Genomic DNA, 23,424 nt, shown 5'->3' with positions numbered 1-23,424 from the left:
GCCCCCGGGTGGGGGCCGTCAGCCCGATCCGATCAGCACCCCAACGGCCAGCACCAGACCACCGCCCACGACGACTTGCAAGACGGCCCGCCAGAAGGGCGTCTGCATCCAGCGGTTCTGGATCCAGGCGATGGCCCACAGCTCGACGAAGACGACGATGATGGCGATGGTGGTGGCGGTCCAGAAATCCGGTATCAGATAGGGCAGGGCGTGCCCCATCCCGCCCACGGTGGTCATCACCCCCGACGACAGTCCGCGCTTCAGCGGCGATCCGCGCCCCGACACCACGCCGTCATCGGACGCGGCCTCGGTAAAGCCCATGCTGATGCCTGCGCCGATGCTGGCGGCGGCGCCCACCAGGAAGGTCGTCCAGGGGTTCTGCGTGGCAAACGCCACTGCAAAGATCGGCGCCAGGGTCGACACGCTGCCGTCCATCAGCCCCGCCAGCCCCGGCTGGACCCAGGTCAGGACGAAATCGCGATGGGCGACGGCATCCTCCTCGGCGCGGGCATCGGCGGGCAGAAGCTGTTCGGTCAGCTCGTGGGCGCGGTTCTCGTGGCCGCGCTCGGCGGCGGCCAGATCGCCCAGCAGCTTCCGCGTGCCGGCGTCCTGGCTGACCTGGGCGGCATGGGCATAGAACTCGGCCGCGTCGCGTTCCATGCCAGCGGCCTCGGCGCGGATGCGGTCCAGCGACAGGTTCTCGATCATCCAGGCGGGGCGGCGGGTGACATAGCCCGCGACATGTTCACGGCGGATCACGGCGATGGCGTCCCCCCACCGGCGCTGGTGCATGTCCAGCAGCAGGCGGCGGTGGCCGTCCTCCTCGGCGCTCATGGCGTCGAACACGGCGGCGCTGGCGGGATAGTCCTTGCGCAGGAACGCCGCCCAGTTGCGATAGATGCGCGCGTCATCCTCCTCGGAGGCGATGGCCAGGGCCACGATCTCTTGCTCCGTCAACTCCGACAGGCGCTTGCGCGAGGGCAGGAAGGGCATGGTCATCGTCGGTGCTCAACTCTCTTCGGGGGCAGGATCGGCTGCCTGTCCGGTCGCGGGGCCGCGCCTGACCGTGAATTCCGTGACGCCGTCGCCCAGATCGCGCATCCCGATCATGGCATGCCCGGCCTGCCCGCAGAAATGCGGCACATCGACCATCGCCATGCGATCCGTCGCGATCAGCCGCACGATGCCCCCTTCGGGTATCGCCAGCAGCTGCTTTCGCAGCCGCAGCACCGGCAGGGGACACAGCAACCCCCGCGCGTCCAGGTCCGTCACGACGCAGCTGCGAATCGGTCCAGGCACCAGGACCGCAGCTGGTCGGGCCGGATTTGCACCGCCAGATCGCCCGCGAAATCCAGGAACGCCGCCTGCTGCTGGCGCGGCACATACAGGATCACCGGCTGCCCGTCGGCCACCGCCTGGCCGATCAGGTCACGAAAGCCGCGGCCCATCGCCTCCTGCCGGCCGAACTTGGGGATCACCACCAGGCCCGCGCCGGCCAGGCGGGGCGCGGTGCGCGCCACCGCCTCCTCCAGCGCGCCGGTATCCAGCCTGCAGCCCTGCGCCCCCGGCCCAAGCGACTGAGAGATGCGGACCGGATCGCCGGGATCGCCCAGCACGATCATTTCCATGTCGCAGGCGCAGTCGGGGCCCAGGTCCAGGTTGCGCTGCACCGCCCCCGCCACGGCCAGTCCGCGCGCGCTCAGGTCCGCCGCCAGCGCCTCCAGCGCCAGGTCGGCCGCGCCGGGCGTCGTGTCGGTGTCGTTCGTGAACCAAGCCAGCATGCCGACCCCCTATACGCCGCTGTCCAGCGCGAATTTCATCAAGCCGTTGATCCCGTCCACGCCCAGCTTCTTCTTGAGCGCCGACGAGGTGTTGGCCGCGGTCTTGTAGCTGACGCCCAGCTGATCCGCGATGGCCTGCAGCGCATGTCCCTGCCCGATCAGGGCCAGGACCTGGCGTTCGCGGTCCGACAGCGCGCCCAGGGGGTCGCCCGCCGCGCCCGCGCGCAGCGTGGCCAGCGCCATCGCCTGCTTGGGGGCCAGATAGAACTCTCCGGCCTCCAGCGTGCGCACGGCGTCGCGGAAATCGGACGGCGGGGCGTTCTTGGACAGGAACCCCTGCGCGCCCGCCTGCAGGGCACGGGCGGCAAAGCCTGTCTGGTCGTTCATCGAAAAGACCAGGATGCGCGCGTCGGGTGCGGCGGCCAGCAGCGGGGCGACCAGGTCCAGGCCACCCGCGCCGGGCAGGCTGATGTCCAGGACGATCAGGTCGGGGGCGGGGTCGCGGGTCAGCTGGTCCAGCGCCTCCTCTCCCGACATGGCCTGGCCCACCGGGTCATAGCCCAGATCGCGCAGCAGGCGGCTGGCGCCCAGATGGGTGATCGGGTGGTCGTCGATGACCAAGGCGCGTTTCGTCACGGGGTCGTCCTGTCCTCAGTGCTGGCGGTCGTCAGGGCTGTCCGGCCTGCCGGGGCAGGTCCGCGATCAGGCGCGTGCCGGGCGACCCGGCCTCGAGGCGCAGGGTGCCGCCCAGCAGGGTGATGCGTTCGCGCATGCCCGTCAGGCCGGTCCCCTCGCGCCGGTCGGGGGCCATGCCCACGCCGTCATCGGCCAGCACCATGCGCCAATGCGCCGGATCGGTCCAGAGCCGGATGTCCACCCGGTCCGCCCGGGCATGGCGCAGGGCGTTCGTTGTGCCCTCCTGCAGGATGCGGAACAGGGTCAGGGCGGTGGCCTCGTCGGGCTCGGGCAGGCCCGCGGCCATGTCCAGGGCAAAGCGGGTGCCCGGAAAGCGGCGGTTCAGATCGGCCACGTAATCCGCCAGCACCGTGGCCAAAGGCAGCTGTCCCACCGCCATCGGGCGCAGATCGTCCAGCAGGGTGCGGTTCACGCGGGCGATCTGTTCCGCGATCGCCGCGATCTGGTCGGCCGATGCGGCGGTCGCGGGGTCGGGCGCCGCCTCGCGCAGCGCATCGGCCTCGACCCGCAAGCCGAACAGGCACGGGCCCATCTCGTCGTGCAGGTCGCGGGCGATGGCCTTACGTTCGGCATCCGCGCGGGCGATCACCTGGTGCTGCAGGCGGGTGCGGTCGGTGCGGGCCTGTTCCAGCGCCTGCGCCAGCCGGTCGGCATGGGTGGCCAGCGCCGCCAGGTCGGGATGGGGCAGCGGGCCGATGCGGCTGTCCAGGTCGCCCCGCGTCATGTCGGACAGGCGCGCGGCGATGGTCGCGACCGGGCGCAACCCCTGCGCCAATGCCCCGGCGATCAGCGCCGCCTGCAGGACGGCCGCCGCCGCCGCCAGCGCCATCAGGTCGCGGATGTCGCGCCAGGCGCGGGCGATCTCCTCGGCCGGGTCGCCGGTGATCAGCACATAGCCGCGCGGGCGGCCGTCGATCACCACCGGCAGGCGGGTTTCCTGCGGGTCGGGGGCGACCAGGGCCGCGAACCAGCCGGGTGCGCGCAGCGCCGGGTCGGGCGGACCCGCAGGCTGGCGCAGCGTCCCGTCCAGCGCGTTCAGGGTGCCGATGCGGGCATGGCGGGGTTCGGTCAGCCGTTCGGGCAGCCGCGCCATGATGCGGTCGGGCGGCACGGCCCCCTGCATCGTGCCGATCGTGGCCAGCACCAGGTTGCGCGCCGTCTCGGCGCCCATGCGCGTTTCGGTGGCGATGTCGCGGCGCAGCCGGTCCAGGCTGCCCAGGGCCAGCAGCGCGATCAGGCCCAGTTGGACGATCAGGATCAGCGTCAGGATGCGGGTGCGCAGCGTCATGGCGCGACAGTGCCGCCAAGCGGTTGCCGGGGCAATGGTCCGCGTCCCCGCCGCAATCGTCGCGGCGGTGAACGGGCGGGCTTTCCTGTCCCGACGGCCCCGCGTAAGGATATGCGGATGAGCGATTATGACGATCTGTCGGCCCGCATCCGGGGCCTGTGTGCGGGCGAGACCGACGAGGTCGCGCTGATGGCGACCGTCGCCTGCGAACTGCATCATTCCGACGACCGGTTCGACTGGACCGGCTTCTATCGCGTGGTGGGCCCCGAGCTGCTGAAGATCGGGCCCTATCAGGGCGGGCACGGCTGCCTGGTCATCCCGTTTTCGCGCGGGGTCTGCGGGGCGGCGGCGCGCACGCGCACGGTCCAGATCGTGCCCGATGTCGAGGCCTTCCCGGGCCACATCGCCTGTTCCAGCAGCACCCGGTCCGAGATCGTGCTGCCTGTCCTGGGCGCGGGCGGGCGGCTGATCGGGGTGCTGGACATCGACAGCGACCGCCCGGATGCCTTTGGTCAGGCCGATGCGGATGCGTTGACGGCGATTCTGGCGGATGCCTTCGGGCATCTGTGATCACGATGGGGACGGCAGCAAGATGATCTGGGACACCTTGGCGAACATTCCCGCGGGACAGCTGACCGCGTTCATCGCGGGCGGGCTGGTCCTGAACTTTGCGCCCGGTCAGGACGTGTTCTTCGCCAGCGCCTGCGGCATCCAGGGCGGGCCGCGCGCCGGGGCCTGGGCCGGGTTCGGCGTGGGCCTGGGCGTGCTGATGCACGTGGCGCTGGCGACCGTGGGCCTGGGCGCGATCGTCGCCGCCCATCCCGAGGCGTTGCGCGCCATCAAATACGCGGGCGCGGCCTATCTGCTGTGGCTGGCGTGGAAAAGCTGGCGGTCGGGCGACATCGACCCGTCGGCCCGGGGCAGCGTCAGGGTCTGGAACATCATCCGCCGCGGGTTCCTGTCCAACGCGCTGAACCCCAAGCCGGTCCTGTTCCTGCTGGCCTTCCTGCCGCAGTTCACCAACCCCGCCTGGGGCCCGGTCTGGCAGCAGATCCTGGGCTTGGGGCTGATCTTCGCATTCACGGGGACGCTGGTGACCATGGGATACGGCATCGTCGGCGGGATCGCAGGCGGGGTGATCGGCAAGCGGCTGGGGATGGTCAACAAGATCGCCGCCGTCATGTTCGCGGGGCTGGCGCTGCGCCTCGTCTGGAAATGACCGAATTCGTCTATGACCCGCCGCCGGACATCCCGGTGGTCCTGCATGCCGACCACCACGTTCTGGTGGTGGACAAGCAGGCGGGGTTGCTGTCGGTGCCGGGGCGCGGAGAGGATCGGGCCGACTGCCTGATCGCCCGCCTGCGCGAGGCGTTCCCGACCGTGCTGCTGGTGCATCGGCTGGATTTGGACACGTCGGGGGTGATGGTCTTTGCCCTGACCCCGCAGGCGCAGCGCCACCTGTCCAAGCAGTTCGAGGATCGGCTGACCAAGAAGGTCTATGTCGCGCGGCTCTCGGGCCGCCTGCAGCCCGAGACCGGTCGGGTCGACCTGCCGCTGATCGTGGACTGGCCGAACCGGCCCCGCCAGAAGGTCGACCATGTCGAGGGTCGGCCTGCCCAGACCGATTGGCGCGTCGTCCGCGCGACCGATGTGGAAACACGGGTGCGCCTCATGCCCGTCACAGGGCGCAGCCACCAGCTGCGGGTACACATGGCGTCCTTGGGCCACCCGATCCTGGGCGATCCGCTTTATGCGACGGGGGCGGCCGCCGACCATCCCCGCCTGATGCTGCATGCCGAAAGCCTGCGGTTCCGCCACCCCGACACCGGGGTGCAGACCGGGTTTTCGGCCAAGGTGCCGTTCTAGGCGTCCGCTTCGGCGTACCAGGGTGCCACGACGACCTGGGTGCCCGACCCGCCCTCGGCCACCAAGGCCGTGAACGCGTCCAGGTCGCTGCCCCGGTGGTGGTACGGATAGACCACATCGGGGGCAAAGGCCGTGACCGCCGCCGCCGCCTGATCGACGGACATCGTATAGGGCAGGTTCATCGGCAGGAACGCCACATGGATGTCGGTCAGGGCACGCAGTTCAGGCGTATCCTCGGTATCGCCGGCGATCAGGAAACGCTGGCCCCCGATGGTCAAGATATAGCCGTTGTCGCGGCCCTGCGGATGGTTCTGCAGCCGGTCCTCGGTGATGTTGTAGGCGGGGATGGCCTCGATCGGCAGGCCCAGGGCCTCTCCGCTGTCGCCATTGGCCATCGTCGTGGTGCGTTCGGCCATGGCGGCCGGCAGCATCCCGGCCACGGCGGGGTTGGCGATCATCGGCACCTCGGGCAGGGCGTCCAAAGTCGGCTGGTCGTAATGGTCGCCGTGTTCATGGGTGATCAGGATCAGGTCGGGCGCAGGCAGTTCGGCATAGGCCTCGGCCCCGCCGACCGGATCGACATAGATCACCCCCGCGGGCGTCTCCAGGACCATGCTGGCGTGATCGACGGGGTGGATCACGACCTCTCCACCCTCGACCGCATGGCGAAAGCCGCCGTCCTGTGCGCGGGCGGCTCGGGGCAGGACCAGGGCGGGCAGGACGGCAGTGCCCATCAGGGCTGCGGCCAGTTTCAGTCCGGTGCGACGGGTCAGGTGCATGCTGTCTCCTGCGGAACGGGGGAAAGAAAGGTCAACCCCGGCGGCATGCCGGGGGTTCCGGCCCGCGCTTGCGGCGCATTGCCGCGTGACCTACAGCTTGGGGCGCAAGCCATGGCAGGGGATTGGGATGACACATCTGTGGGTCAGGGCGGAAAGCCGCCCGAACGAGGATCGCGTGGGCATCACCCCGGACGGGGTCGCCGCGCTGATCGGGCAGGGCATGCGCGTCACGGTCGAGGACAGCCCCCGCCGCATCATCCCGACCGACGACTATGTCAAGGCCGGCGCGACCATCGCCCCCGAGGGCAGCTGGCCCACCGCGCCCGACGATGCCATCGTCTTCGGCCTCAAGGAGCTGCCCGAGGAAGGCACCCCCCTGCGCCATCGCCATGTGATGTTCGGCCACGCCTTCAAGGGCCAGCCCGCGGGTCGGGTGCTGCTGGACCGGTTCCGGGCCGGGGGCGGGGCGCTGTATGACCTGGAATATCTGACCGACGACACGGGGCGCAGGCTGGCGGCCTTCGGGTATTGGGCGGGCTATGCGGGGGCGGCGGTGTCGCTGATGGCCTGGGCCGCGCAGCAGTGGGGCGGCATCTGCGGCCCGGTGGCCGCCTATCCCGACCGGCATCGCCTGCTGGACGACCTGCGGGCGCGGCTGGACGCCACCGGCCGCCCGCGCCCGCGGGCCATCGTCATCGGCGCCAAGGGCCGCGTGGGCAGCGGCGCGGCCGACCTGCTGACCGCGATGGGCGTCAACGTGACCGGGTGGGACATGGCCGAGACCGCCCATGGCGGCCCCTTCCCCGAGGTGCTGATGCACGATGTCTTCATCAACGCGATCCTGGCCCATCCCGGCGCCCCGGTCTTCGTGCCTGCCGATGCCGTGGCGCCGGGCCGTGCACTGAGCGTCATCGGCGACGTGGCCTGCGACCCGACCAGCGATTTTTCCCCGATCAAGGTCTATGACCGCAGCACCACCTGGGACGCGCCGGTCCTGCGGGTGGCGGATGCGCCGGTGCTGGACGTGATGGCGATCGACAACCTGCCCTCGATGCTGCCGCGCGAAAGCAGCGAGGATTACGCGGCCCAGCTGCTGCCTGTGCTGCAGGGGCTGGATGACCTTGACGCGGGCGCCTGGGACCGGGCGGGTGCGCTGTTTCGAGACCATCGCGACGCGCGCTGACATGGGCGCCGTCACGGCCGCCTGACAGGGACGTGTTGCCGCAGGGGGGAACGCCGGGCCGTGTCACGAATTGGGCAGGGTATTCACCGGATCGGAGGACCCCATGACGCGCCGTACGACGACAAGCCTGACCACCCTTGCCGCCACAGGATTCCTGGCCTCGATGGCCGCGGCGCAGGGTTTCAACGATGCCGCCCCCAACGGGGCCGCCTACGACCAAACGCCCGCCTTCGAAGGCCAGACCCGCGCGCCCATGCTGGACAGCACCGGACTGCAGCAGCAGGTCCTGGTCGAGGGGCTGGAGCATCCCTGGGGCCTGCAGGAGCTGCCCGACGGGAACTGGCTGATCACCGAACGCCCCGGCCGGATGCGCATCTATACCACCGACGGTACCCTGTCCGAACCCATTCAGGGCCTGCCCGAGGTCGATGCCCGCGACCAGGGCGGCCTGCACGACGTGTCCGTCGCGGACGATTTCGCGGACACCCGCCGCGTCTGGTGGACCTATGCCGAACCCCGCGGCGACGGCACAAACGCCACCGCCGTCGCGACCGGCATCCTGTCCGAGGACGGCACCACGATGGACGACGTCCAGCGCATCTGGCAGCAGCAGCCGGCATGGGCCTCAACCAAGCATTTCGGCGCACGGATCGTGCATGACGGCGAGGGCCACATCTTTGTCGGCCTGGGCGAACGCAGCGACCCCGAACCCCGCCAATACGCCCAGGACCCGCAGGCGACATTGGGCAAGATCATCCGCATCAACGCCACCGACGGCACCCCGGCCGGGGCGGGAATCGAGGGCGCGCTGCCCGAGATCTGGTCCATCGGCCATCGCAACATCCAGGGCGCCGCGATGGGCCCCGACGGCCAGCTGTGGATGAACGAGCACGGCCCCAAGGGCGGTGACGAGCTGAACGCCGTCGAGGGCGGCTTGAACTATGGCTGGCCCCTGGCCACCTACGGCACCGACTATAGCGGGGCCCAGATGGGCGCGACCCAGGTCGAGGGTACCGAACAGCCGGTTTATTACTGGGATCCGTCGCCCGCGATCAGCGGCATGGCCTTCTATGACGGCGACATGTTCCCCGACTGGCAGGGCGACGCGCTGATCGGCGGGTTGCGGTCGGGCGACATCATCCGGCTGGAACTGGACGGCACCACCGTGACCGGAGAGGCGCGCCTGGCCCAGGGCATCGGCCGCGTCCGCGAGGTCGAGGTCGCCCAGGACGGCGCCCTGGTCGTCATCACCGATGAGGAGAACGGCCGTCTGGTCCGCCTGACCCCGGAAGGGTGATCCGACCACGATCGGTCTTGGGGCGGTCCTGCGGGGCCGCCCTTCGTCATACCGGACGCTGCAGGTCGTCCTCGATGTCGCCGGGAGAGATGCCCAGCCCTTCCAGCCCCGCCTCCAGCAGATCGGCCAGTCGGGGTTCGCCCATCAGGTAATCCTCGGTCGGGATGGTCCGTTCGATCCGGGCGGTGCGGATCGCCTCCTCCAGTTCGGACGGCTCAAAGCTGTCGCGCCCGATCCACATCACGGCGACCAGGCTGGCCTGCTCATCCTCGTTCAGGCCCGCGATGAAATCGTGCAACTCGGACCGGGTGCCATGCTGGCGTCCGCCGCCCTGATGGGCCCAGGGATTCACGCCGCTTTCGTAATCGCGGGCGCGGATGATCACGTGGGCGATCTTGTCGACGGCAATCTGCAGCATCGCGGCACCTCCTGTCTGGGCACAGGATCGATCCGTGCGCGTCCTGCGTCAATCCCTGCGACCGAACAGGCGTTCGATGTCCGACAGCTGCAGCTTGACCCAGGTCGGGCGGCCGTGATTGCACTGGCCCGATTTCGGCGTCCGCTCCATCTCGCGCAGCAGGGCGTTCATCTCGTCCGCGCCCATCCGGCGGCCGGACCGGACCGACCCGTGGCAGGCCATCGACGACAGCACCGCATCGATGCGCGCCTGCAGCCGGTCCGACGCGCCCTGATCGGCCAGATCGTCCAGGATGTCGCGGATCAGCGCGCGCCCGTCCAGCCGCGCCAGCATCGCGGGCACCTCGCGCAGCGCGACCGCGCCCGGGCCGAACGGCTCGACGACCAAACCAAGCGCGGCCAGATCGGCTGCGATGGACAGGATGCGGTCGGCATCGGCCGGGGACAGCTCGACGATCTCGGGGATCAGCAGGGCCTGGGCCGGGATGCCCGCGGCCTGCGCCTGCGCCTTCAGCCGCTCATAGACCAGCCGTTCATGGGCGGCATGCTGATCGACGATCACCAGCCCGTCGGGCGTCTGCGCGATGATATAGTTCTCGTGGATCTGCGCGCGCGCGGCCCCCAGGGGCGCGTCCTCCATCGGCGCGTCGGCCACGACCGGGTCGAACCGCGCCGACGGCGTCTCGGCAAAGCCCGGCATCTGCAGGTCCAGCGCCGCCCGCACGGCCGCCGCCGACGGCCTGTCGGCCTGCCATGCGGGCCGCGGGTCTGACCGGTTTTCGGCCAGAGGTTCGGGTCGCGGTTCGACCTGCACCGCCTGCAGCGTCGCGTGGCCCACCGTGCTGGAGGCGCGGTGCCCGGCCCCCGCCATCGCGTGGCGGAGGCTGCCCACGACAAGCCCGCGGGCCGATTGCGGGTCGCGAAACCGCACCTCGGCCTTGGCCGGGTGGACGTTCACGTCGACCATCTGCGGATCGCATTCCAGAAACAGCACCGCCGCCGGATGCCGGCCCGCCGCCAGCACGTCCATGTAGCCCGCCCTGAGCGCCCCGGTCAGCAGCTTGTCGCGCACCGGCCGCCCGTTCACGTACAGATGCTGCGCCACCGCCGCCCCACGCGAATAAGTCGGCAGGGCGGCATAGCCCGTCAGGGTGATCCCGTCGCGTTCGGCATCCATGGGCAGGGCGTTGTCGATGAAATCAGCCCCCATCAGCCGGGTCAGCCGCGTGGTCAGCGCCCCGAACAGCTCTCCCTGCTCCGCATCGGCGCGAAAGATCTCGCGCCCGTCAGCGGTCAGCGAAAAGCCCACATAGGGTTCGGCCATCGCCAGCCGGCGCACCGTGTCGGCCACCGCCTGCGTCTCGGCCCGGTCGGTGCGCAGGAACTTCAGCCGCGCGGGCGTGGCAAAGAACAGGTCGCGCAGCTCGACCACGGTGCCGCAATTGGCGGCCGCCGGGCGCAGCGGGTCCAGCCGCCCCCCGGTGACCGCGATGGACGCCCCCTCGCCCCCCCGCGTGCGCGAGGTGATGGTCAGCCGCCCGACCGCGCCAAGCGAGGGCAGCGCCTCGCCGCGAAAGCCGAAGCTGGTGATGGCCAGCAGGTCGGTCCCGTCGATCTTGCTGGTGGCATGGCGCGACAGGGCCAGCGGCAGGTCGTCCGGCACCATGCCGCAGCCGTCGTCGGTGACGCGGATCAGCCGCTTGCCGCCGTCCTGGATGGCGATCTCGATCCGGGTGGCGCCGGCGTCCAGTGCATTCTCGATCAGTTCCTTGACCGCCGAGGCCGGGCGCTCGACCACCTCGCCCGCCGCGATGCGGTTGGCGGTGGCCTCATCCAGCTGGCGGATCACGGGGCGGCCGTTGGGGCGTATCTTGGGGGCATGGCTGTTCATCGCCCCAAATCTAGCAGGACTGCCCCGCGGCTGCCAGAGATTCGCGGGACATCAGCCCCCCGGAACGACCGCGCCGCGCCCCTTGGGGCGCGGCGCCACCGCTGTTGTCGGTTCAGTTGGTGACAGGGTCCGATTCGATCCCCTCGGGGCGGCCGACCAGCACGAAGCGCAGCCGTTCGGGGTCCAGCAGGCGCTGCGCCACGCGGGACACGTCCTCGGAGGTCACCGCCTCGACCTTGGCATTGCGGGTATCGATATAGTCGATCGGGAATCCGATCAGCTGCATCCCCGCCAGGATCGATGCGATGCGTCCGTTCCCGTCGAACCGCAGGGGATATTCTCCGGTCAGATATGTCTTGGCATCGGTCAGTTCCTGGTCCGTCACACCCTCGGCCATGCGGGCCCATTCGGCGCGGATCAGCTCCACCGCCTCGGCCGTGGTGGCGTTCGATCCCGACATGCCGCCCTGCCAGGTCTGGCCGTACAGCCCCGTGGCCAGCGCCGTTCCCACGCCATAGGTCAGCCCGCGCTTCTCGCGGATCTCCTCCATCAGGCGGGAACTGAAGCCCCCGCCGCCCAGGATGTGGTTGGCGACGAAAGCCGCGAAATAATCGGGGTCGTCGATCGGGATGCCCGGCCCGGCAAAGGCCACCACGGTCTGCGGGCTGTCCCAGTCGATCACCGTCGTGCCGCCGGTCACCTGCAGTTCGGCCTGCTCGGGCAGGGGGGCGGTCGCCTGTTCCGGCAACCCGCCCAGGATGCGGTCCAGCAGCAGCCCCAACTCCTCGGCCGAGATGTCGCCCGCCGCGCCCACGACCACCCGGTCGCGCGCCAGGACACGGTTCTTGGCCGCCACCAGGTCCTGCCTGGTCAGGGCCGCGACGCTGTCAGCCGTTCCGTTGATCGAGGTCGCATAGGGATGCGCGCCCCAGGCCTGCGCCGCCATCTCCTTGGCGGCGATGCTGTTCGGATCGGTCGCCTCGGACCGGATCACCGCCTGCACCTGTCCGCGCACGCGGGTCAGCGCATCGTCGTCGAACCGCGGCTGCGCCAGCGCCTGGGCCAGCAGGTCGGCGGCGGCGTCGCGGTTCTCGGTCAGGGACTGGAAGCCCACGGACACCGTGTCGTCGCTGGCCGAAAAGGACAGCCGCGCGCCTAGGTCCTCGACCGCCTGGGCGAACTGCGTGGCGCTGTTCGACCCGGCGCCCTCCTCCAGCAGCGCGGTCATCATGTTGACCGCGCCGCGCTTGCCCTCGGCGTCCATGCTGGCGCCGCCCCGGAACTGGATGTCCAGCGCCACAAAGGGGATGCTGTCGTCCTGGACCAACCAGGCCTTGATCCCGCCCGGAGAGGTGACGTCCTGGATCTCGATCGCCTGCGCCGGCACGGCCAGCAGGGCAAGAACGGTGGCGATTGCGGCACGGATCATCCTTGCACCTCGGTCTGTTCGTCGGGGGTGCCCGGGGCCGGTTCCTGGGTCGCGGCGGCCTCCGCCTTTGCGGGAGCGGGCAGCAGCCAGCCGGTCACGGCGGGCGCCTGCAGCACGTCGCGGGCGGCGGCCATCACGTCCTCGGCGGTGACCGCGTCCAGGATGTCGGGCCAGTCGTTCACGTCCTGCACGGTCAGGCTGGTCGACAGCCCCTGGCCATAGTCATAGGCCCGGCCATGCGCCGAATCGCGCGAATAGATCTCCTCGGCCCGGATGCGGGTCTTGACGCGCTCCAGGTCGGCCTCGTCCGGACCCTCGGCCAGAAACTGCGCCAGCGCCTCGTCCAATGCCGCTTCGGCCTCCTCGGGCGGGGTGCCCTCGGCCGGAACCAGCGACAGCATGAATTCGGTCCGGTCCAGCGACAGCCCATCATAGCTGGCCCCCGCCCACAGCGCCGTCCCCGGCAGCGTCAGCTGCTGCGCCAGATACGAGGTCTGCGACGACCCACCCAGCAGCGCCGCCAGCACGGTCAGCGCCGCCGCATCCTCCTGCGCGCCCGGATCGCGTTCCGCGGCCAGCACGGTGCGGATCATCCGGGGCTGCGCGACGCGCGGGTCCGACATCTCCAGCCGCCGCGCGGTCCGCTTGGGCGGCTCCTGCGGGCGGATGCGCGGTTCGGCCTCGCCCTTGGCGGGGATGGCACCGTAATGCTCCTCGGCCAGGGCACGCGCCTCCTCGGGGGTGACGTCGCCGGCGATGACCAGAACGGCCTCGTTCGGCGAATAATGCGTGTCGTACCAGGCGACCGCGTCGTCGCGGGTCAGCGCCTCGATCTCGTCGCGCCAGCCGATGATCGGCCGGCCATAGGGGTGGTTGTCATAGACGACCGCGTTCAGCTCTTCGGCGAACTGGGCGGCGGGGTCGCTGTCGACGCGCTGCGCACGCTCCTCCAGCACGACCTGGCGTTCGGCCTGCCAGTCCTCGTCGCGGATGTTCAGGTTGGCCATGCGGTCGGCCTCCATCCCCATTACCAAGGGCAGGCGGTCGCTGGCGATGCGCTGGAAATAGGCCGTGAAATCCCACGATGTGAAGGCGTTGTCGCTGCCGCCGTTCGCGGTCACGGTCTTGGACAGCTCTCCGGGCTCTAGCGTGTCGGTGCCCTTGAACATCAGGTGTTCCAGATAGTGCGCGATGCCGGACTTGCCCGGCACCTCGTCCGCCGCGCCGATCTTGTACCAGACCATCTGCACCACGACGGGCGCGCGCTCGTCCTGGATGACCACCGTCTCCAGGCCGTTGGGAAGGGTGAAATGGGTGACGCCGTCGGGCATCGGGGCGGCGGCGTCCTGCGCCAGGGCGGGCAGGCCGGTCAGCGACGTGCCAAGCGCCAGGGCCACGGCCAGGGCGGAACGGGATGCGGAAAGACGCATGGGTGGAGCAACCTCCTCTTGCTGAGGGGCAACTTGGACTTCAGGGGCAAGCCGCGCAAGCCACGCTCGCGCGAATGTGCAGCGCCGGCGGCAGGGGTCGCGGCGCCAGCCGCGCGCCCGGACGGCCCCCTCGATGGGGGCGGGCCGGGCGACCTGTTCCGACCTGCGCGCCGGTCAGGCGGTCAGACGCACCGGCAGGGACAGCGGCCCATGCGCCTGCAGCCCCTGCTTCCACCGCACCGGCCCATCCGCCGCCATCCCCGGCGCGCGGGCCAGCAGGGCCGTGAACAGCGTCTCCATGTTAAGTCGCGCCAGATTGTTGCCCAGACAGACATGCACGCCTGTGCCAAAGGCCAGGTGCACATTCGGACGGCGGGTGACGTCAAAGCGGTCGGCATCGGCAAAGGCCTCGGGGTCGCGGTTGGCCGACGCGTAAAGCAGCCCGAACAGCGTGCCCTTGGGCCAGTCCCGCCCGCAGATCGTCAGATCCTCGGACGCATAGCGGTGAAAGAACGGCAGCGGCGCGGCAAAGCGGAACATTTCCTGCACCGCCTGCGGCATCAGGTTCGGCTGCGCGCGCAGCAGCGCCGCCTGGTCCGGGTGATCCAGCAGCGCCACCATCCCCGACCCCAGCACGTCGATGGTCGATCCGTGCCCCGCATGCAGGATCTGCATGATCGTGGCGATCAGTTCGTCATGGGTCATCAGGCCCGCCCGCTCTGCCTCGATCATCGCGGACATCAGGTCGTCGCGCGGGCGGGCGGCGCGTTCGGCGTGCAGGTCCTCCAGCAGCGCCGCGAACAGGCGCGTGGCCTCCTCGGCGCGGGCCTTCTTGGCGGGCGTCCGGTCGATGTCGAAATAGCTGACCACGTGATCGGACCATTCGGTCATCTGCGGGGCCAGCGCCGGGTCCGTGCCGATCAGGTGGCCGATCACCTGCCCCGGCAGGTGCGCCGCCAGATCGGCGATGAAATCGATCCGCCCCTGCGGGACCAGGCGATCCAGCGCGGCATCGACCCAGGCCGTGACGAAGCCGCGCATCCCCTCCAGCCGGGTCCGGGTAAAGAACGGAAACACCGCGCGGCGCAGCCGGTCGTGATCCGGCCCGTCCGTGTCCAGCATCGAGGTCTGCACGAAGCGTTCGTGGAACGGCATGTCGTGGAAGTTGCCCGCGACCTGCATCGCGCGCACCTGTTCGGGCGGGGCAAAGGCCGCGGGCGCGCGCACCATGCGCCGGTCCAGCGCGATGGCGCGCACATCCGCCATGCGCGATGCCAGATGGCCACCGAAGCCCGGCCAGAGGGGCAGGCCCGGCTGCGCCCTGAGCGCCGCATAGGCGGGCCAGGGATCGGCCCCGAAACCGGGGTCCGTCGGGTCGAAGACGGCGGTGCTCACTCTGCCGCAGGCGCCGGCGCGGTCGAGGTGATGGCCCCGGCGCGCTGCCAGCGCCGCTGTTCGCTGACGGGGTCCAGCGCCATCGGCGCATAGGCGCGCTGATAGACCGGCGTGCCCATGATGCGCTCCAGCGGGCGGCGGCCGTTGCGGGCCCGCCATTCGGCGTCCGATTGTGCCAGGCGTTCGCGGATCTGCGGGTCGGTGCCCGCGCGGGCGGCCTGCGCGACCAGCGCCTGGTCCGCGGCCCCGATGCCCTGGTTCGCCAGCCGTTCCGGGTTGCCGCCCAGGGCTGCGACCGCGTCGCCGCGGGGGTTCGGATCGGTGATGTTCGCGCCGCCCGGCGTGGGTGCGGGCAGCACCGCCAGATCGGGCGGCATCGACAGCGACCGCGTGGGCAGGATCGCGAATTCATCCGGCCCCACCTGGCCCGCGCCGATATTGTTCAGCGTCCCGCCGCCACAGGCGGAAAGCCCCATCGCGGCCGCAAATCCGATCACCAGCGCGCTTGTCCGCATGTCCTGCCCCCTTTGGTCCGTTGCGCCGTTCTAGCCCGGTTTTCCGTCGCCGTCACGACCCTGTTGGTCGGCGGGCGCGAACAGGTCGGGCTGGCGTGGACCGGCGGGCGGCGGCGAAGGCACCTTGGGTGCCGGACGCGCAGGCGGCTTGGCCGCCGTGCGCTGTGTGCGGGGCTTTGCCGGGGCGGGGGTTTCGGTCGTCTTGGGCTGCGGCATCAGCACCAGCCCCAACGCGCCCGCAAAGATCGAGATGTCGGCCACGTTGAAGCTGTAGGGGTTCTGCCAGCCCGGCAGCGACACGTTCAGGAAATCGGCCACCGCACCATAAAGAACGCGGTCCACCACGTTGCCCAGCGCGCCGCCGATCAGCAGCCCGGCCGAGATGCGGGCGAACCGCCCCAGGCCCGCGCGCCAGACCCAGATCCACACCCAGGTGCAGATGACCAGCGCCACCCCGATCAGCACCCAGCGCATGATGTCCGTATCCGAGGCCATCAGGCCAAAGTTCACGCCCTGGTTCCAGGCCATGCGCAGGTTCAGCCAGGGGGGGAACACGTCGATCGACCGCACGCGGTCCAGGTCCAGCATGTGGACGACGACGTATTTCAGCGCCTGGTCGGCCAGAAAGATCGCCAGCGCGACCCAGATCACCGGCCGCATGTTGCTGCGCGCGGGCTGGGGTGCCGGGCGCGCCTTGCGGGCGGCGGGTTTCGCGGGCGCGGCCATCAGTGGCGGAAGTGACGCTGGCCGGTCAGGACCATCGCCAGCCCAAGGCGGTTGGCCGCCGCGATTACCTCATCGTCGCGCATCGAGCCGCCGGGCTGGATGACCGCGCGGGCGCCGGCCTCGGCCAGGGCCTCGATGCCGTCGGCAAAGGGGAAGAACGCGTCGGATGCCACCGCCGCGCCGTTGGTCAGCGGTTCCGACAGGCCCAGGACCTGGGCCATGTCCTCGGACTTGCGCCGCCCGATGCGGGTGCTGTCCACGCGGCTCATCTGGCCCGCGCCGATGCCGACGGTGGCCAGGTCCCTGGCATAGACGATGGCGTTGGATTTCACGTGCTTGGCGACTGTCCAGGCGAACATCAGGTCGGCCAGCTCCTGTTCCGACGGCTGGCGGTCGGACACGATGCGCAGGTCGGCGCGGGCCACATGGCCGTTGTCGCGACCCTGGATCAGCATGCCGCCCGACACCTGCCGGAAGGTCAGCCCGCCCGCGCGCGGATCGGGCAGACCGCCCGTGGTCAGCAGGCGCAGGTTCTTCTTGGCGGCAAAGATGCGGCGCGCGTCGGCGTCGGCATCGGGGGCGATGACGACCTCGGTGAAGATCTTGACGATCTCCTCGGCGGTGGCCCCGTCCAGCGGCTGGTTCAGCGCGATGATGCCGCCGAAAGCGGAGGTGCGGTCGCAATCAAACGCCCGCTTATAGGCCTCCAGCGCGGTCGCGCCCTGGGCCACGCCGCAGGGATTGGCATGCTTGATGATCGCGCAGGCGGGGCCGTCCGCCGGGTCGAACTCGGACACCAGCTCGAAGGCGGCATCGGTGTCGTTGATGTTGTTGTAGGACAGCTCCTTGCCCTGATGCTGTTTGGCGGTGGCAACGCCGGGGCGCGCATCGCCCGTGACATAGAAGGCCGCCTGCTGATGCGGGTTCTCGCCATAGCGCAGGCCCTGCGCCAGCGTGCCGGCGAAGGCGCGGCGGCGGGGCGTCGCCTCTCCGATCGCATCCGCCATCCAGGTGCTGACGGCTGCGTCATAGGCGGCGGTGCGGGCATAAGCCGCCTGCGCCATCCGCTGCCGGAAGGGCAGGGTGGTCCCGCCGTTGGCGTCCAGTTCGGTCAGAACGGCGTCGTAATCCTGAACGTCCACGACAACGGTGACAAAGCCGTGGTTCTTGGCGGCGGCGCGGATCATCGCCGGGCCGCCGATGTCGATGTTCTCGATGCAGTCGTCATAGGCCGCGCCCTTGGCCACGGTCTCCTCGAACGGATAGAGGTTCACGACCAGCAGATCGATCGCGCCGATGCCATGCTCCTCCATCGCCGCCACGTGGTCCGCGTTGTCGCGCAGCGCCAACAGGCCACCATGCACCGCCGGGTGCAGCGTCTTGACGCGGCCGTCCATCATCTCCGGGAAACCCGTCACGTCTGCCACGTCGGTCACGGACAGGCCCGCGTCGCGCAGGGTCTTGGCGCTGCCGCCGGTGGACAGGATCTGGACGCCGCGCGCATCCAGGGCGCGGGCGAAATCGATCAGGCCGGTCTTGTCGGAAACGGAGAGAAGCGCGCGTCGGATGGCGACGGGGTCGGACATGGGGGCCTCGTGTCTCTGGGTGACGCCCAGTTACCGAAACCCCCGCCGAAGGTCCAGCGCCTCAGCGCTTGCGGGACGAGAACAGCTGCTGCGCCAGCTGCACCGCCGCCACGACCATCACGGCCGTGCCGATCCCCGAGGCAAGGCCGCCCGCACCCTTGGCCGCCGTGCTGGCGCCGCGCGTGCGCAGGACGGCCTGCGCCAGTTTCAGTCCCATCGCGACAGTGGTCAGCCTCATCTGCTCATCCTTTCATCCGCATTCGCGGAAGGAAGGCGCAAGGCGGCCCGACGGTTCCGTTCAGCCGGGCTTGCGCAGGCAGACCATGTAGAACCCGTCCATCCCGCCCCGGTCGGCCCAGTAATCCGGGCGCAGGCGCAGGCCGCCCTCCTCGGTGATCCAGGCTGGGTCGATGCCGGGCAGGTCGATCCGCGACAGGTCCGGGCGTTCCACGATCAGGCCGGGATGGCGGACCAGCACCTCGTCGATCTGGACCTCGCCCTCGTCGGGGATCAGCGAGCAGGTGGCATAGACCAGCCGCCCACCGGGCCGTAGCACCGACAGCGCGTGATCCAGAAGGGTCGTCTGCAGCTCGATCAGCTCGGCGATGCCGTGGCCGTCGCGGATGAAGGGCAGGTCGGGATGGCGGCGGATGGTGCCCGTGGCGCTGCAGGGCGCGTCCAGCAGGATCGCGTCGGGTGCCACGTCCGGGCGCCAGTCCAGCACGTCGGCCGCGACCAGATCGGCGGTCAGCCCGCAGCGGGCCAGGTTCTCGGTCACGCGGCGCAGGCGCTGTTCGCTGATGTCCACGGCGGTGACATGGGCACCGGCCGCCGCCAGCTGCAGCGTCTTGCCGCCGGGCGCCGCGCACAGGTCTGCGATGCGTTCGCCGGGCTGCGGGGCCAGCAGGCGCGCGGGCAGGGCCGCGGCGGCATCCTGGACCCACCACTGGCCCTCATCGAACCCCGGCAGGGCGGTCACCTGCGCCGGACCCTGCAGGCGCCACGACCCGGTGGGCAGCGCATCGGCGCCCGGCACCGGGTCCGCGCCGGGCTTCATCGTCAGGTCCAGGGGCGCGCCGCGCTGATGGGCGGCCTCGATGGCGGTCATCACCGCGTCGCCGTAAGCCTCGACCAGCGGGCCGCGCAGCCATTCGGGCAAAGGTTGCGGTGCCAGGTCGGCCCAGCCCTGATACGCCCCCGCCTTGCGCAGGACCGCGTTGACCATGCCCGCCGCCGCCTGGCCGCGCGCGCCCAGCGTGCGGGTCAGGTCGACCGCCGCACCCACGACGCCGTGGGCAGGGGCGCCCAGCTCCAGCATCTCGACCACGGCCAGGCGCAGCACGTCGGCGATCTGGGGGGCGGGCCTGCGGTTCACGAAGGCGTCGATCACCACGTCCGCGCGACCCTGATGGCGCAGCGTCTCGGCCGCCAGCCGGGCCGCCCGGGCCTGTTCGGCCACCGGCAGCGCGCGCAGGCTGCCGGACTGGTCCGACAGGGACCGCCCGTCGCGAACGCCCTGGATCAATCGCAATGCGCCCTTGCGCGCCATATCGCCGCCCGGCTTTGCCAAAACGCTTTCCTTTGCCTAAGTGATGTTCAACACTGTTCCGCGACCCCTTACGCCCATTCGGAGGATCTTTCCATGAGCGATGACACCCCCGCCCTGCCCGCCGCAGCACAGCGCGCCCTGGCCGAGGCCGAGGCCCGCAGGAAACAGCAGGCCGGGCAGATCCTGCCGGTCGAATACGGCGGGCGCGACGGGCCGGAGCCGGTCCGCTATGGCGACTGGGAAAAGGGCGGAATCGCGGTGGATTTCTGAATGGACTGGTTGCGGGCATCGGCCACCCAGCAGGGCCGCGCCATCATGGCGGGGGTCCTGGACCCCATCGACCAGACCGAGGCCTATCTGGCCGCCGCGAAGGATCACCCCGACTGCGCGCGCATCTATGCCCGCCTGACCGCCGCCCGCGCCCGGTCCGAGGCCGTGGCCGCCCATGACCGCGCGAAACAGGAGCGCCGCCACAGCCTGCTGGACGGCGTGGCCATCAGCTGGAAGGACAACATCGACAGCGGCGGCACCGTGACCGAGGCCGGATCGCGCCTGCTGGAGGGGCGCGTGCCGCGCAAGGACGCCAACATCCTGGCGCGTGCGGCCCGTCGCGGCATGGTCTGCCTGGGCAAGACCCACATGACCGAACTGGCGTTTTCCGGGCTGGGGCTGAACCCGCGCACGGCGACGCCGCCGAATGCGCTGGACCCGGACCTGGCGCCGGGGGGCTCTTCCTCCGGTGCGGCGGTGTCGGTGGCGCTGGGGCTGGCGGCGGCGGCGGTTGGCACCGATACGGGCGGGTCCGTCCGCGTGCCCGCGGCCTGGAACGGGCTGGTGGGGTTCAAGCCCACGCATGGCGCGCTGCCCGAAAAGGGCGTGGTGCCCTTGGCGCGCAGGTTCGACATCGCGGGCCCCATCGCCCGCAGTGTCGAGGACTGTGCCCAGATCTTTGCGATCATGGCCGACCAGCGGGCCCCCGACCTGGACGGCGCCAGCGTGCAGGGCCTGCGCCTGATGGTGCTGGAGGGGCTGCCCTTCGACGACGCCGAATCCGGGCCGGTGACGGCGTTCCAGGACGCGATGGACCGGCTGGGCCGGGCGGGGGCGCAGATCGCCCATGTCTCGACCGACTGGCTGGACAAGGCCATGGCCCTGTCGCCGCAGCTGTTCGCCCCCGAGGCCTATGGCATCTGGCGCGCCCAGATCGAGGATGCGCCGGAACTGATGTGGCAGCCCATCCTGGAGCGGTTCCGCGGCGGGGCAGGGGTCAGCGCGCCCGACTATGTCGCGGCATGGGAAAGCCTGGCCCGCGTGCGCCGCAAGTGGATCAAGGAGGTCGTCGGCGGATACGACGCCGTGTTGCTGCCGACGGTGCCGATCCTGCCGCCCGCGACCCAACGGCTGATGACCGACGGGTCGGAATTCGTGCGCGCCAACCTGCTGACCCTGCGCAACACCCGGATCGCCAACCTGCTGGGCCTGCCCGCGATCACCCTGCCCACCGGGCACCCGGCCTGCGGGATCAGCCTGCTGGGCCATGCCGGTCAGGACCGGCATCTGCTGCGCGTGGCGGCGGGGGCCGAGGCCGCGCTGGCGTGACCGGGTCTTTGCTGGACGCAAGGCCCGGATCACGCTAATGTTTCCGCCAAGGAACGGGGCGCAGACCCCGAAAAGCGAGGCAGAGATGGCATTCCCCGAGCGGTTCTCGAACCTGCCGGACTACGCGTTCCCGCGTTTGCGGGCGCTGTTGTCGGATATCGAGCCGGGGTTGGCCCCCGGCGAATCCCCCATGATCCTGACCATCGGAGAGCCCCGCCACCCGATGCCCGGTTTCGTGGCGCAGGTGATGGCCGACAGCCTGCCCGAACTGGCGAAATACCCCCCGAACGAGGGCGCGCCCGAACTGCTGTCGGCGATCGGCGGCTGGCTGGACCGCCGCTATGGCCTGGAGGTCGCGCCCGACCGGCTGATGGTCCTGAACGGCACGCGCGAGGGACTGTTCAACGCGGCCCTGGCCCTGTGCCCCGAGACCAAGGCCGGCCAGCAGCCGATCGTGCTGGTGCCGAACCCGTTCTATCAGGTCTATGCGGTCGCCGCCGCCGCGGTGCAGGCGCAGGCGCTGTTCGTGCCGGCCACGCCCGCCACGGGCAACCTGCCCGATTACGCGGGGCTGGACCGGGCGCTGCTGGACCGGGTGGCGCTGGCCTATCTGTGTTCGCCCGCCAACCCGCAGGGGGCGGTTGCCGACCGCGAATACCTGGAAACGCTGGTGACCTTGGCCGAGAGGCACGATTTCCTGATCCTGGCCGACGAATGCTATTCCGAGATCTGGCGCGATGCGCCCCCGCCGGGTGCCCTGCAGGTCGCGACTGCGATGGGCCTGCCCGACCGGGTGGTGATGTTCAACTCGCTGTCCAAGCGGTCGAACCTGCCCGGCCTGCGGTCGGGCTTCGCCGCGGGCGGCCGCGCCCAGATCGCCCAGATGCGGCGGTTGCGCAACTATGCGGGCGCGCCCCTGCCGCTGCCGGTGCAGCGCGTCAGCGCCGCCGCCTGGTCGGACGAGGATCACGTGGCCGCCAGCCTGGCCCTGTACCAGCGGAAATACCGCATCGCGGATGAGATCCTGGGCGACATTCCTAGTTATCTGCCGCCGGAGGGCGGGTTCTTTCTGTGGCTGCCGGTGGCCGACGGTGAACAGGCCGCGCGGACGCTGTGGGCGCAGGCGGGCATCCAGGTGCTGCCCGGCGCCTATCTGTCGCGCGACGTGGACGGGATCAATCCCGGCGCGGGCTTCATCCGGGTGGCGCTGGTGGCCGATGCCGACCAGACGCGCGCCGCGCTGACCCGCCTGCGGGCGGTCCTATATGACGAAACGGGGGGCTGAGATCATGGCAAGCTGGCAGGCGAAACACCGCGACCCGCTGTTCGACCAGTCGACCCAAGCCGCCCTGGAACGACGCGGCAAGGAGGCCATCGGCGCGGGGCTGATCGTGCTGGGCATCCTGATCACGATGATGCTGGGCAGCTGGTCGCCCGACGATCCCAGCTTCGGGTCGGCCACCGACGCGCCGGCGCAGAACATGCTAGGCGGGATCGGGGCGATGATCGCCTCGGCGCTGATCATGATCGCGGGCATGGGGGCCTGGATGCTGGTCGTCGCGGCCTGGGTCTGGGGCCTGCGCATGATGCTGCACAAGGGCGAGGAGCGCCTGATGCGCGGCATCTTCACCCCGATCGCCGTGGCCCTGGTGTCGATCTATGCCAGCACGCTGATCCCCGGCCCCGAATGGCAGCAGAATTACGGCCTGGGCGGCCATTTCGGCGACATGGTGATGGGCGCGATGCTGAACCTGCTGCCGATGAAGGCGCAGCTGGGCATCCGCCTGGCGGCGTTGCTGGTCGCGGTGGCCGTGGTCGCGGCGGCGGCTTTCGTCCTGGGCTTCGACCGGACCGAGGTCGCGGCCCTGTGGCTGCGGTTCCGGCAGGGGCTGGCGACGGCGCTGCAGGGGACGGTTCTGGCGGGATCGGCCGCCGCCGGCGCGGCGCAGCGCCTGCGCCAACCGCGCGCCGAGGGCGCCGCCCCCCGCAAGGCCGCA

At 70.7% G+C, this 23,424-nt stretch carries 25 protein-coding genes; 9 read left to right on the top strand and 16 right to left on the bottom strand.

The annotated features are described in order from the left end of the window. Positions 1–18: 18 nt before the first annotated feature. Genes mbfA through FHD67_RS10225 form a run of 5 tightly spaced genes read right to left on the bottom strand, consistent with a single transcriptional unit; the run spans position 19 to position 3,765 of the window. Positions 19–993, bottom strand: a complete 975-nt coding sequence (gene mbfA, locus FHD67_RS10245; RefSeq protein ID WP_127899244.1) for an iron exporter MbfA — start codon at positions 991–993, stop codon at positions 19–21. Positions 994–1,008: 15 nt separating this feature from the next. Next, positions 1,009–1,272, bottom strand: coding sequence for a sulfurtransferase TusA family protein (locus FHD67_RS10240; RefSeq protein ID WP_337960269.1), 264 nt, complete (start codon positions 1,270–1,272; stop codon positions 1,009–1,011). After that, entirely contained in the window at positions 1,269–1,781 is a 513-nt protein-coding gene (locus tag FHD67_RS10235; protein ID WP_139598643.1) for a DUF2478 domain-containing protein, read from the bottom strand. Before FHD67_RS10235 ends, FHD67_RS10240 begins: the two co-directional genes overlap by 4 nt. Positions 1,782–1,790: 9 nt before the next feature. Next, positions 1,791–2,417, bottom strand: a complete 627-nt coding sequence (locus FHD67_RS10230; protein WP_046000410.1) for a response regulator — start codon at positions 2,415–2,417, stop codon at positions 1,791–1,793. Positions 2,418–2,448: 31 nt separating this feature from the next. After that, complete coding sequence (locus FHD67_RS10225) at positions 2,449–3,765, bottom strand: histidine kinase (protein WP_139598642.1); 1,317 nt, start codon at positions 3,763–3,765, stop codon at positions 2,449–2,451. Between the two features lie 117 nt (positions 3,766–3,882). Here FHD67_RS10225 and FHD67_RS10220 point away from each other — a divergent pair, with 117 nt between their 5' ends. Genes FHD67_RS10220 through FHD67_RS10210 form a run of 3 tightly spaced genes read left to right on the top strand, consistent with a single transcriptional unit; the run spans position 3,883 to position 5,631 of the window. Continuing rightward, complete coding sequence (locus FHD67_RS10220) at positions 3,883–4,335, top strand: GAF domain-containing protein (RefSeq protein ID WP_139598641.1); 453 nt, start codon at positions 3,883–3,885, stop codon at positions 4,333–4,335. Positions 4,336–4,357: 22 nt separating this feature from the next. Then, positions 4,358–4,984 carry a LysE family translocator gene (locus FHD67_RS10215; RefSeq protein WP_046000408.1) on the top strand — a complete coding sequence of 209 codons (627 nt, stop codon included), beginning with the start codon at positions 4,358–4,360 and terminating at the stop codon, positions 4,982–4,984. Beyond that, positions 4,981–5,631 carry a pseudouridine synthase gene (locus tag FHD67_RS10210; RefSeq protein ID WP_139598640.1) on the top strand — a complete coding sequence of 217 codons (651 nt, stop codon included), beginning with the start codon at positions 4,981–4,983 and terminating at the stop codon, positions 5,629–5,631. Before FHD67_RS10215 ends, FHD67_RS10210 begins: the two co-directional genes overlap by 4 nt. On the opposite strand, the gene FHD67_RS10205 is transcribed toward FHD67_RS10210, so the two are convergent. Continuing rightward, complete coding sequence (locus FHD67_RS10205) at positions 5,628–6,410, bottom strand: MBL fold metallo-hydrolase (RefSeq protein WP_139598639.1); 783 nt, start codon at positions 6,408–6,410, stop codon at positions 5,628–5,630. The genes FHD67_RS10210 and FHD67_RS10205 overlap by 4 nt on opposite strands. 127 nt (positions 6,411–6,537) lie before the next feature. On the opposite strand from FHD67_RS10205, the gene FHD67_RS10200 reads away from it, so the two are divergent. Together FHD67_RS10200 and FHD67_RS10195 are read left to right on the top strand one after the other, a co-directional pair. After that, positions 6,538–7,593 (top strand): saccharopine dehydrogenase, encoded by a 1,056-nt coding sequence (locus tag FHD67_RS10200; protein ID WP_139598638.1) that lies wholly within the window; start codon positions 6,538–6,540, stop codon positions 7,591–7,593. Between the two features lie 103 nt (positions 7,594–7,696). Further along, the gene (locus tag FHD67_RS10195; protein ID WP_139598637.1) at positions 7,697–8,890 is read left to right on the top strand and encodes a PQQ-dependent sugar dehydrogenase; all 1,194 of its coding nucleotides are present in this window, start codon (positions 7,697–7,699) and stop codon (positions 8,888–8,890) included. A gap of 46 nt (positions 8,891–8,936) precedes the next feature. Here the strand turns inward: FHD67_RS10195 and FHD67_RS10190 are convergent, their stop codons facing one another. The 10 genes from FHD67_RS10190 to FHD67_RS10150 all read right to left on the bottom strand — a co-directional run bounded on the left by FHD67_RS10190 (position 8,937) and on the right by FHD67_RS10150 (position 19,828). Then, a complete protein-coding gene (locus tag FHD67_RS10190) occupies positions 8,937–9,308 on the bottom strand; it encodes a DUF3775 domain-containing protein (RefSeq protein WP_139598636.1) in 372 nt (123 codons plus the stop codon). A gap of 48 nt (positions 9,309–9,356) precedes the next feature. Then, positions 9,357–11,198 carry a DNA mismatch repair endonuclease MutL gene (gene mutL, locus FHD67_RS10185; RefSeq protein ID WP_139598635.1) on the bottom strand — a complete coding sequence of 614 codons (1,842 nt, stop codon included), beginning with the start codon at positions 11,196–11,198 and terminating at the stop codon, positions 9,357–9,359. 112 nt (positions 11,199–11,310) lie between these two features. Beyond that, positions 11,311–12,627, bottom strand: coding sequence for a M16 family metallopeptidase (locus tag FHD67_RS10180; protein ID WP_045982471.1), 1,317 nt, complete (start codon positions 12,625–12,627; stop codon positions 11,311–11,313). Further along, positions 12,624–14,057 carry a M16 family metallopeptidase gene (locus FHD67_RS10175; protein WP_139598634.1) on the bottom strand — a complete coding sequence of 478 codons (1,434 nt, stop codon included), beginning with the start codon at positions 14,055–14,057 and terminating at the stop codon, positions 12,624–12,626. Before FHD67_RS10175 ends, FHD67_RS10180 begins: the two co-directional genes overlap by 4 nt. Positions 14,058–14,231: 174 nt before the next feature. Beyond that, positions 14,232–15,452, bottom strand: coding sequence for a cytochrome P450 (locus tag FHD67_RS10170; RefSeq protein ID WP_139598633.1), 1,221 nt, complete (start codon positions 15,450–15,452; stop codon positions 14,232–14,234). Continuing rightward, positions 15,449–15,967, bottom strand: a complete 519-nt coding sequence (locus FHD67_RS10165; RefSeq protein WP_139598632.1) for a DUF3035 domain-containing protein — start codon at positions 15,965–15,967, stop codon at positions 15,449–15,451. Before FHD67_RS10165 ends, FHD67_RS10170 begins: the two co-directional genes overlap by 4 nt. 30 nt (positions 15,968–15,997) lie before the next feature. After that, a complete protein-coding gene (lspA, locus tag FHD67_RS10160; RefSeq protein ID WP_246071278.1) occupies positions 15,998–16,693 on the bottom strand; it encodes a signal peptidase II in 696 nt (231 codons plus the stop codon). Next, complete coding sequence (gene purH, locus FHD67_RS10155) at positions 16,693–18,279, bottom strand: bifunctional phosphoribosylaminoimidazolecarboxamide formyltransferase/IMP cyclohydrolase (protein ID WP_139598631.1); 1,587 nt, start codon at positions 18,277–18,279, stop codon at positions 16,693–16,695. The genes lspA and purH overlap by 1 nt, the downstream gene beginning before the upstream one ends. A gap of 61 nt (positions 18,280–18,340) precedes the next feature. Then, positions 18,341–18,517, bottom strand: coding sequence for a hypothetical protein (locus tag FHD67_RS20425; RefSeq protein ID WP_157001474.1), 177 nt, complete (start codon positions 18,515–18,517; stop codon positions 18,341–18,343). A gap of 60 nt (positions 18,518–18,577) precedes the next feature. After that, the gene (locus FHD67_RS10150; RefSeq protein WP_046000396.1) at positions 18,578–19,828 is read right to left on the bottom strand and encodes an RsmB/NOP family class I SAM-dependent RNA methyltransferase; all 1,251 of its coding nucleotides are present in this window, start codon (positions 19,826–19,828) and stop codon (positions 18,578–18,580) included. Positions 19,829–19,921: 93 nt separating this feature from the next. Here FHD67_RS10150 and FHD67_RS10145 point away from each other — a divergent pair, with 93 nt between their 5' ends. The 4 genes from FHD67_RS10145 to FHD67_RS10130 form a co-directional block, all read left to right on the top strand. Further along, positions 19,922–20,098, top strand: coding sequence for a DUF1674 domain-containing protein (locus FHD67_RS10145; RefSeq protein WP_042251299.1), 177 nt, complete (start codon positions 19,922–19,924; stop codon positions 20,096–20,098). Beyond that, on the top strand, positions 20,099–21,427 hold the full coding sequence (locus FHD67_RS10140) for an amidase (protein WP_139598630.1): 1,329 nt from the start codon (positions 20,099–20,101) through the stop codon (positions 21,425–21,427). A gap of 85 nt (positions 21,428–21,512) precedes the next feature. Further along, the gene (locus FHD67_RS10135) at positions 21,513–22,712 is read left to right on the top strand and encodes an aminotransferase class I/II-fold pyridoxal phosphate-dependent enzyme (RefSeq protein WP_046000394.1); all 1,200 of its coding nucleotides are present in this window, start codon (positions 21,513–21,515) and stop codon (positions 22,710–22,712) included. Between the two features lie 4 nt (positions 22,713–22,716). Beyond that, positions 22,717–23,424 (top strand): DNA translocase FtsK 4TM domain-containing protein (locus FHD67_RS10130; RefSeq protein WP_176695098.1); only part of this gene is annotated, 708 nt, incomplete at its 3' end.

Source organism: Paracoccus haeundaensis, from assembly GCF_006239215.1.
Taxonomy (GTDB): Bacteria; Pseudomonadota; Alphaproteobacteria; order Rhodobacterales; family Rhodobacteraceae; genus Paracoccus; species Paracoccus marcusii.
The sequence above is the reverse complement of the archived record's forward strand: the minus strand, read 5'-3'. Positions and strand labels throughout refer to the sequence as shown.

Excerpts from the sequence above, each read along its gene's own strand:
- FHD67_RS10205 (WP_139598639.1), bottom strand. The coding sequence starts at position 6,410 with ATGCACCTGACCCGTCGCACCGGACTGAAACTGGCCGCAGCCCTGATG.
- mbfA (WP_127899244.1), bottom strand. The coding sequence starts at position 993 with ATGCCCTTCCTGCCCTCGCGCAAGCGCCTGTCGGAGTTGACGGAGCAA.
- FHD67_RS10210 (WP_139598640.1), top strand. The coding sequence starts at position 4,981 with ATGACCGAATTCGTCTATGACCCGCCGCCGGACATCCCGGTGGTCCTG.
- FHD67_RS10140 (WP_139598630.1), top strand. The coding sequence starts at position 20,099 with ATGGACTGGTTGCGGGCATCGGCCACCCAGCAGGGCCGCGCCATCATG.
- purH (WP_139598631.1), bottom strand. The coding sequence starts at position 18,279 with ATGTCCGACCCCGTCGCCATCCGACGCGCGCTTCTCTCCGTTTCCGAC.
- FHD67_RS10165 (WP_139598632.1), bottom strand. The coding sequence starts at position 15,967 with ATGCGGACAAGCGCGCTGGTGATCGGATTTGCGGCCGCGATGGGGCTT.
- FHD67_RS10220 (WP_139598641.1), top strand. The coding sequence starts at position 3,883 with ATGAGCGATTATGACGATCTGTCGGCCCGCATCCGGGGCCTGTGTGCG.
- FHD67_RS10215 (WP_046000408.1), top strand. The coding sequence starts at position 4,358 with ATGATCTGGGACACCTTGGCGAACATTCCCGCGGGACAGCTGACCGCG.
- lspA (WP_246071278.1), bottom strand. The coding sequence starts at position 16,693 with ATGGCCGCGCCCGCGAAACCCGCCGCCCGCAAGGCGCGCCCGGCACCC.
- FHD67_RS10195 (WP_139598637.1), top strand. The coding sequence starts at position 7,697 with ATGACGCGCCGTACGACGACAAGCCTGACCACCCTTGCCGCCACAGGA.
- FHD67_RS10190 (WP_139598636.1), bottom strand. The coding sequence starts at position 9,308 with ATGCTGCAGATTGCCGTCGACAAGATCGCCCACGTGATCATCCGCGCC.
- FHD67_RS10225 (WP_139598642.1), bottom strand. The coding sequence starts at position 3,765 with ATGACGCTGCGCACCCGCATCCTGACGCTGATCCTGATCGTCCAACTG.
- FHD67_RS10180 (WP_045982471.1), bottom strand. The coding sequence starts at position 12,627 with ATGATCCGTGCCGCAATCGCCACCGTTCTTGCCCTGCTGGCCGTGCCG.
- FHD67_RS20425 (WP_157001474.1), bottom strand. The coding sequence starts at position 18,517 with ATGAGGCTGACCACTGTCGCGATGGGACTGAAACTGGCGCAGGCCGTC.
- FHD67_RS10175 (WP_139598634.1), bottom strand. The coding sequence starts at position 14,057 with ATGCGTCTTTCCGCATCCCGTTCCGCCCTGGCCGTGGCCCTGGCGCTT.
- FHD67_RS10150 (WP_046000396.1), bottom strand. The coding sequence starts at position 19,828 with ATGGCGCGCAAGGGCGCATTGCGATTGATCCAGGGCGTTCGCGACGGG.
- mutL (WP_139598635.1), bottom strand. The coding sequence starts at position 11,198 with ATGAACAGCCATGCCCCCAAGATACGCCCCAACGGCCGCCCCGTGATC.
- FHD67_RS10135 (WP_046000394.1), top strand. The coding sequence starts at position 21,513 with ATGGCATTCCCCGAGCGGTTCTCGAACCTGCCGGACTACGCGTTCCCG.
- FHD67_RS10200 (WP_139598638.1), top strand. The coding sequence starts at position 6,538 with ATGACACATCTGTGGGTCAGGGCGGAAAGCCGCCCGAACGAGGATCGC.
- FHD67_RS10235 (WP_139598643.1), bottom strand. The coding sequence starts at position 1,781 with ATGCTGGCTTGGTTCACGAACGACACCGACACGACGCCCGGCGCGGCC.
- FHD67_RS10145 (WP_042251299.1), top strand. The coding sequence starts at position 19,922 with ATGAGCGATGACACCCCCGCCCTGCCCGCCGCAGCACAGCGCGCCCTG.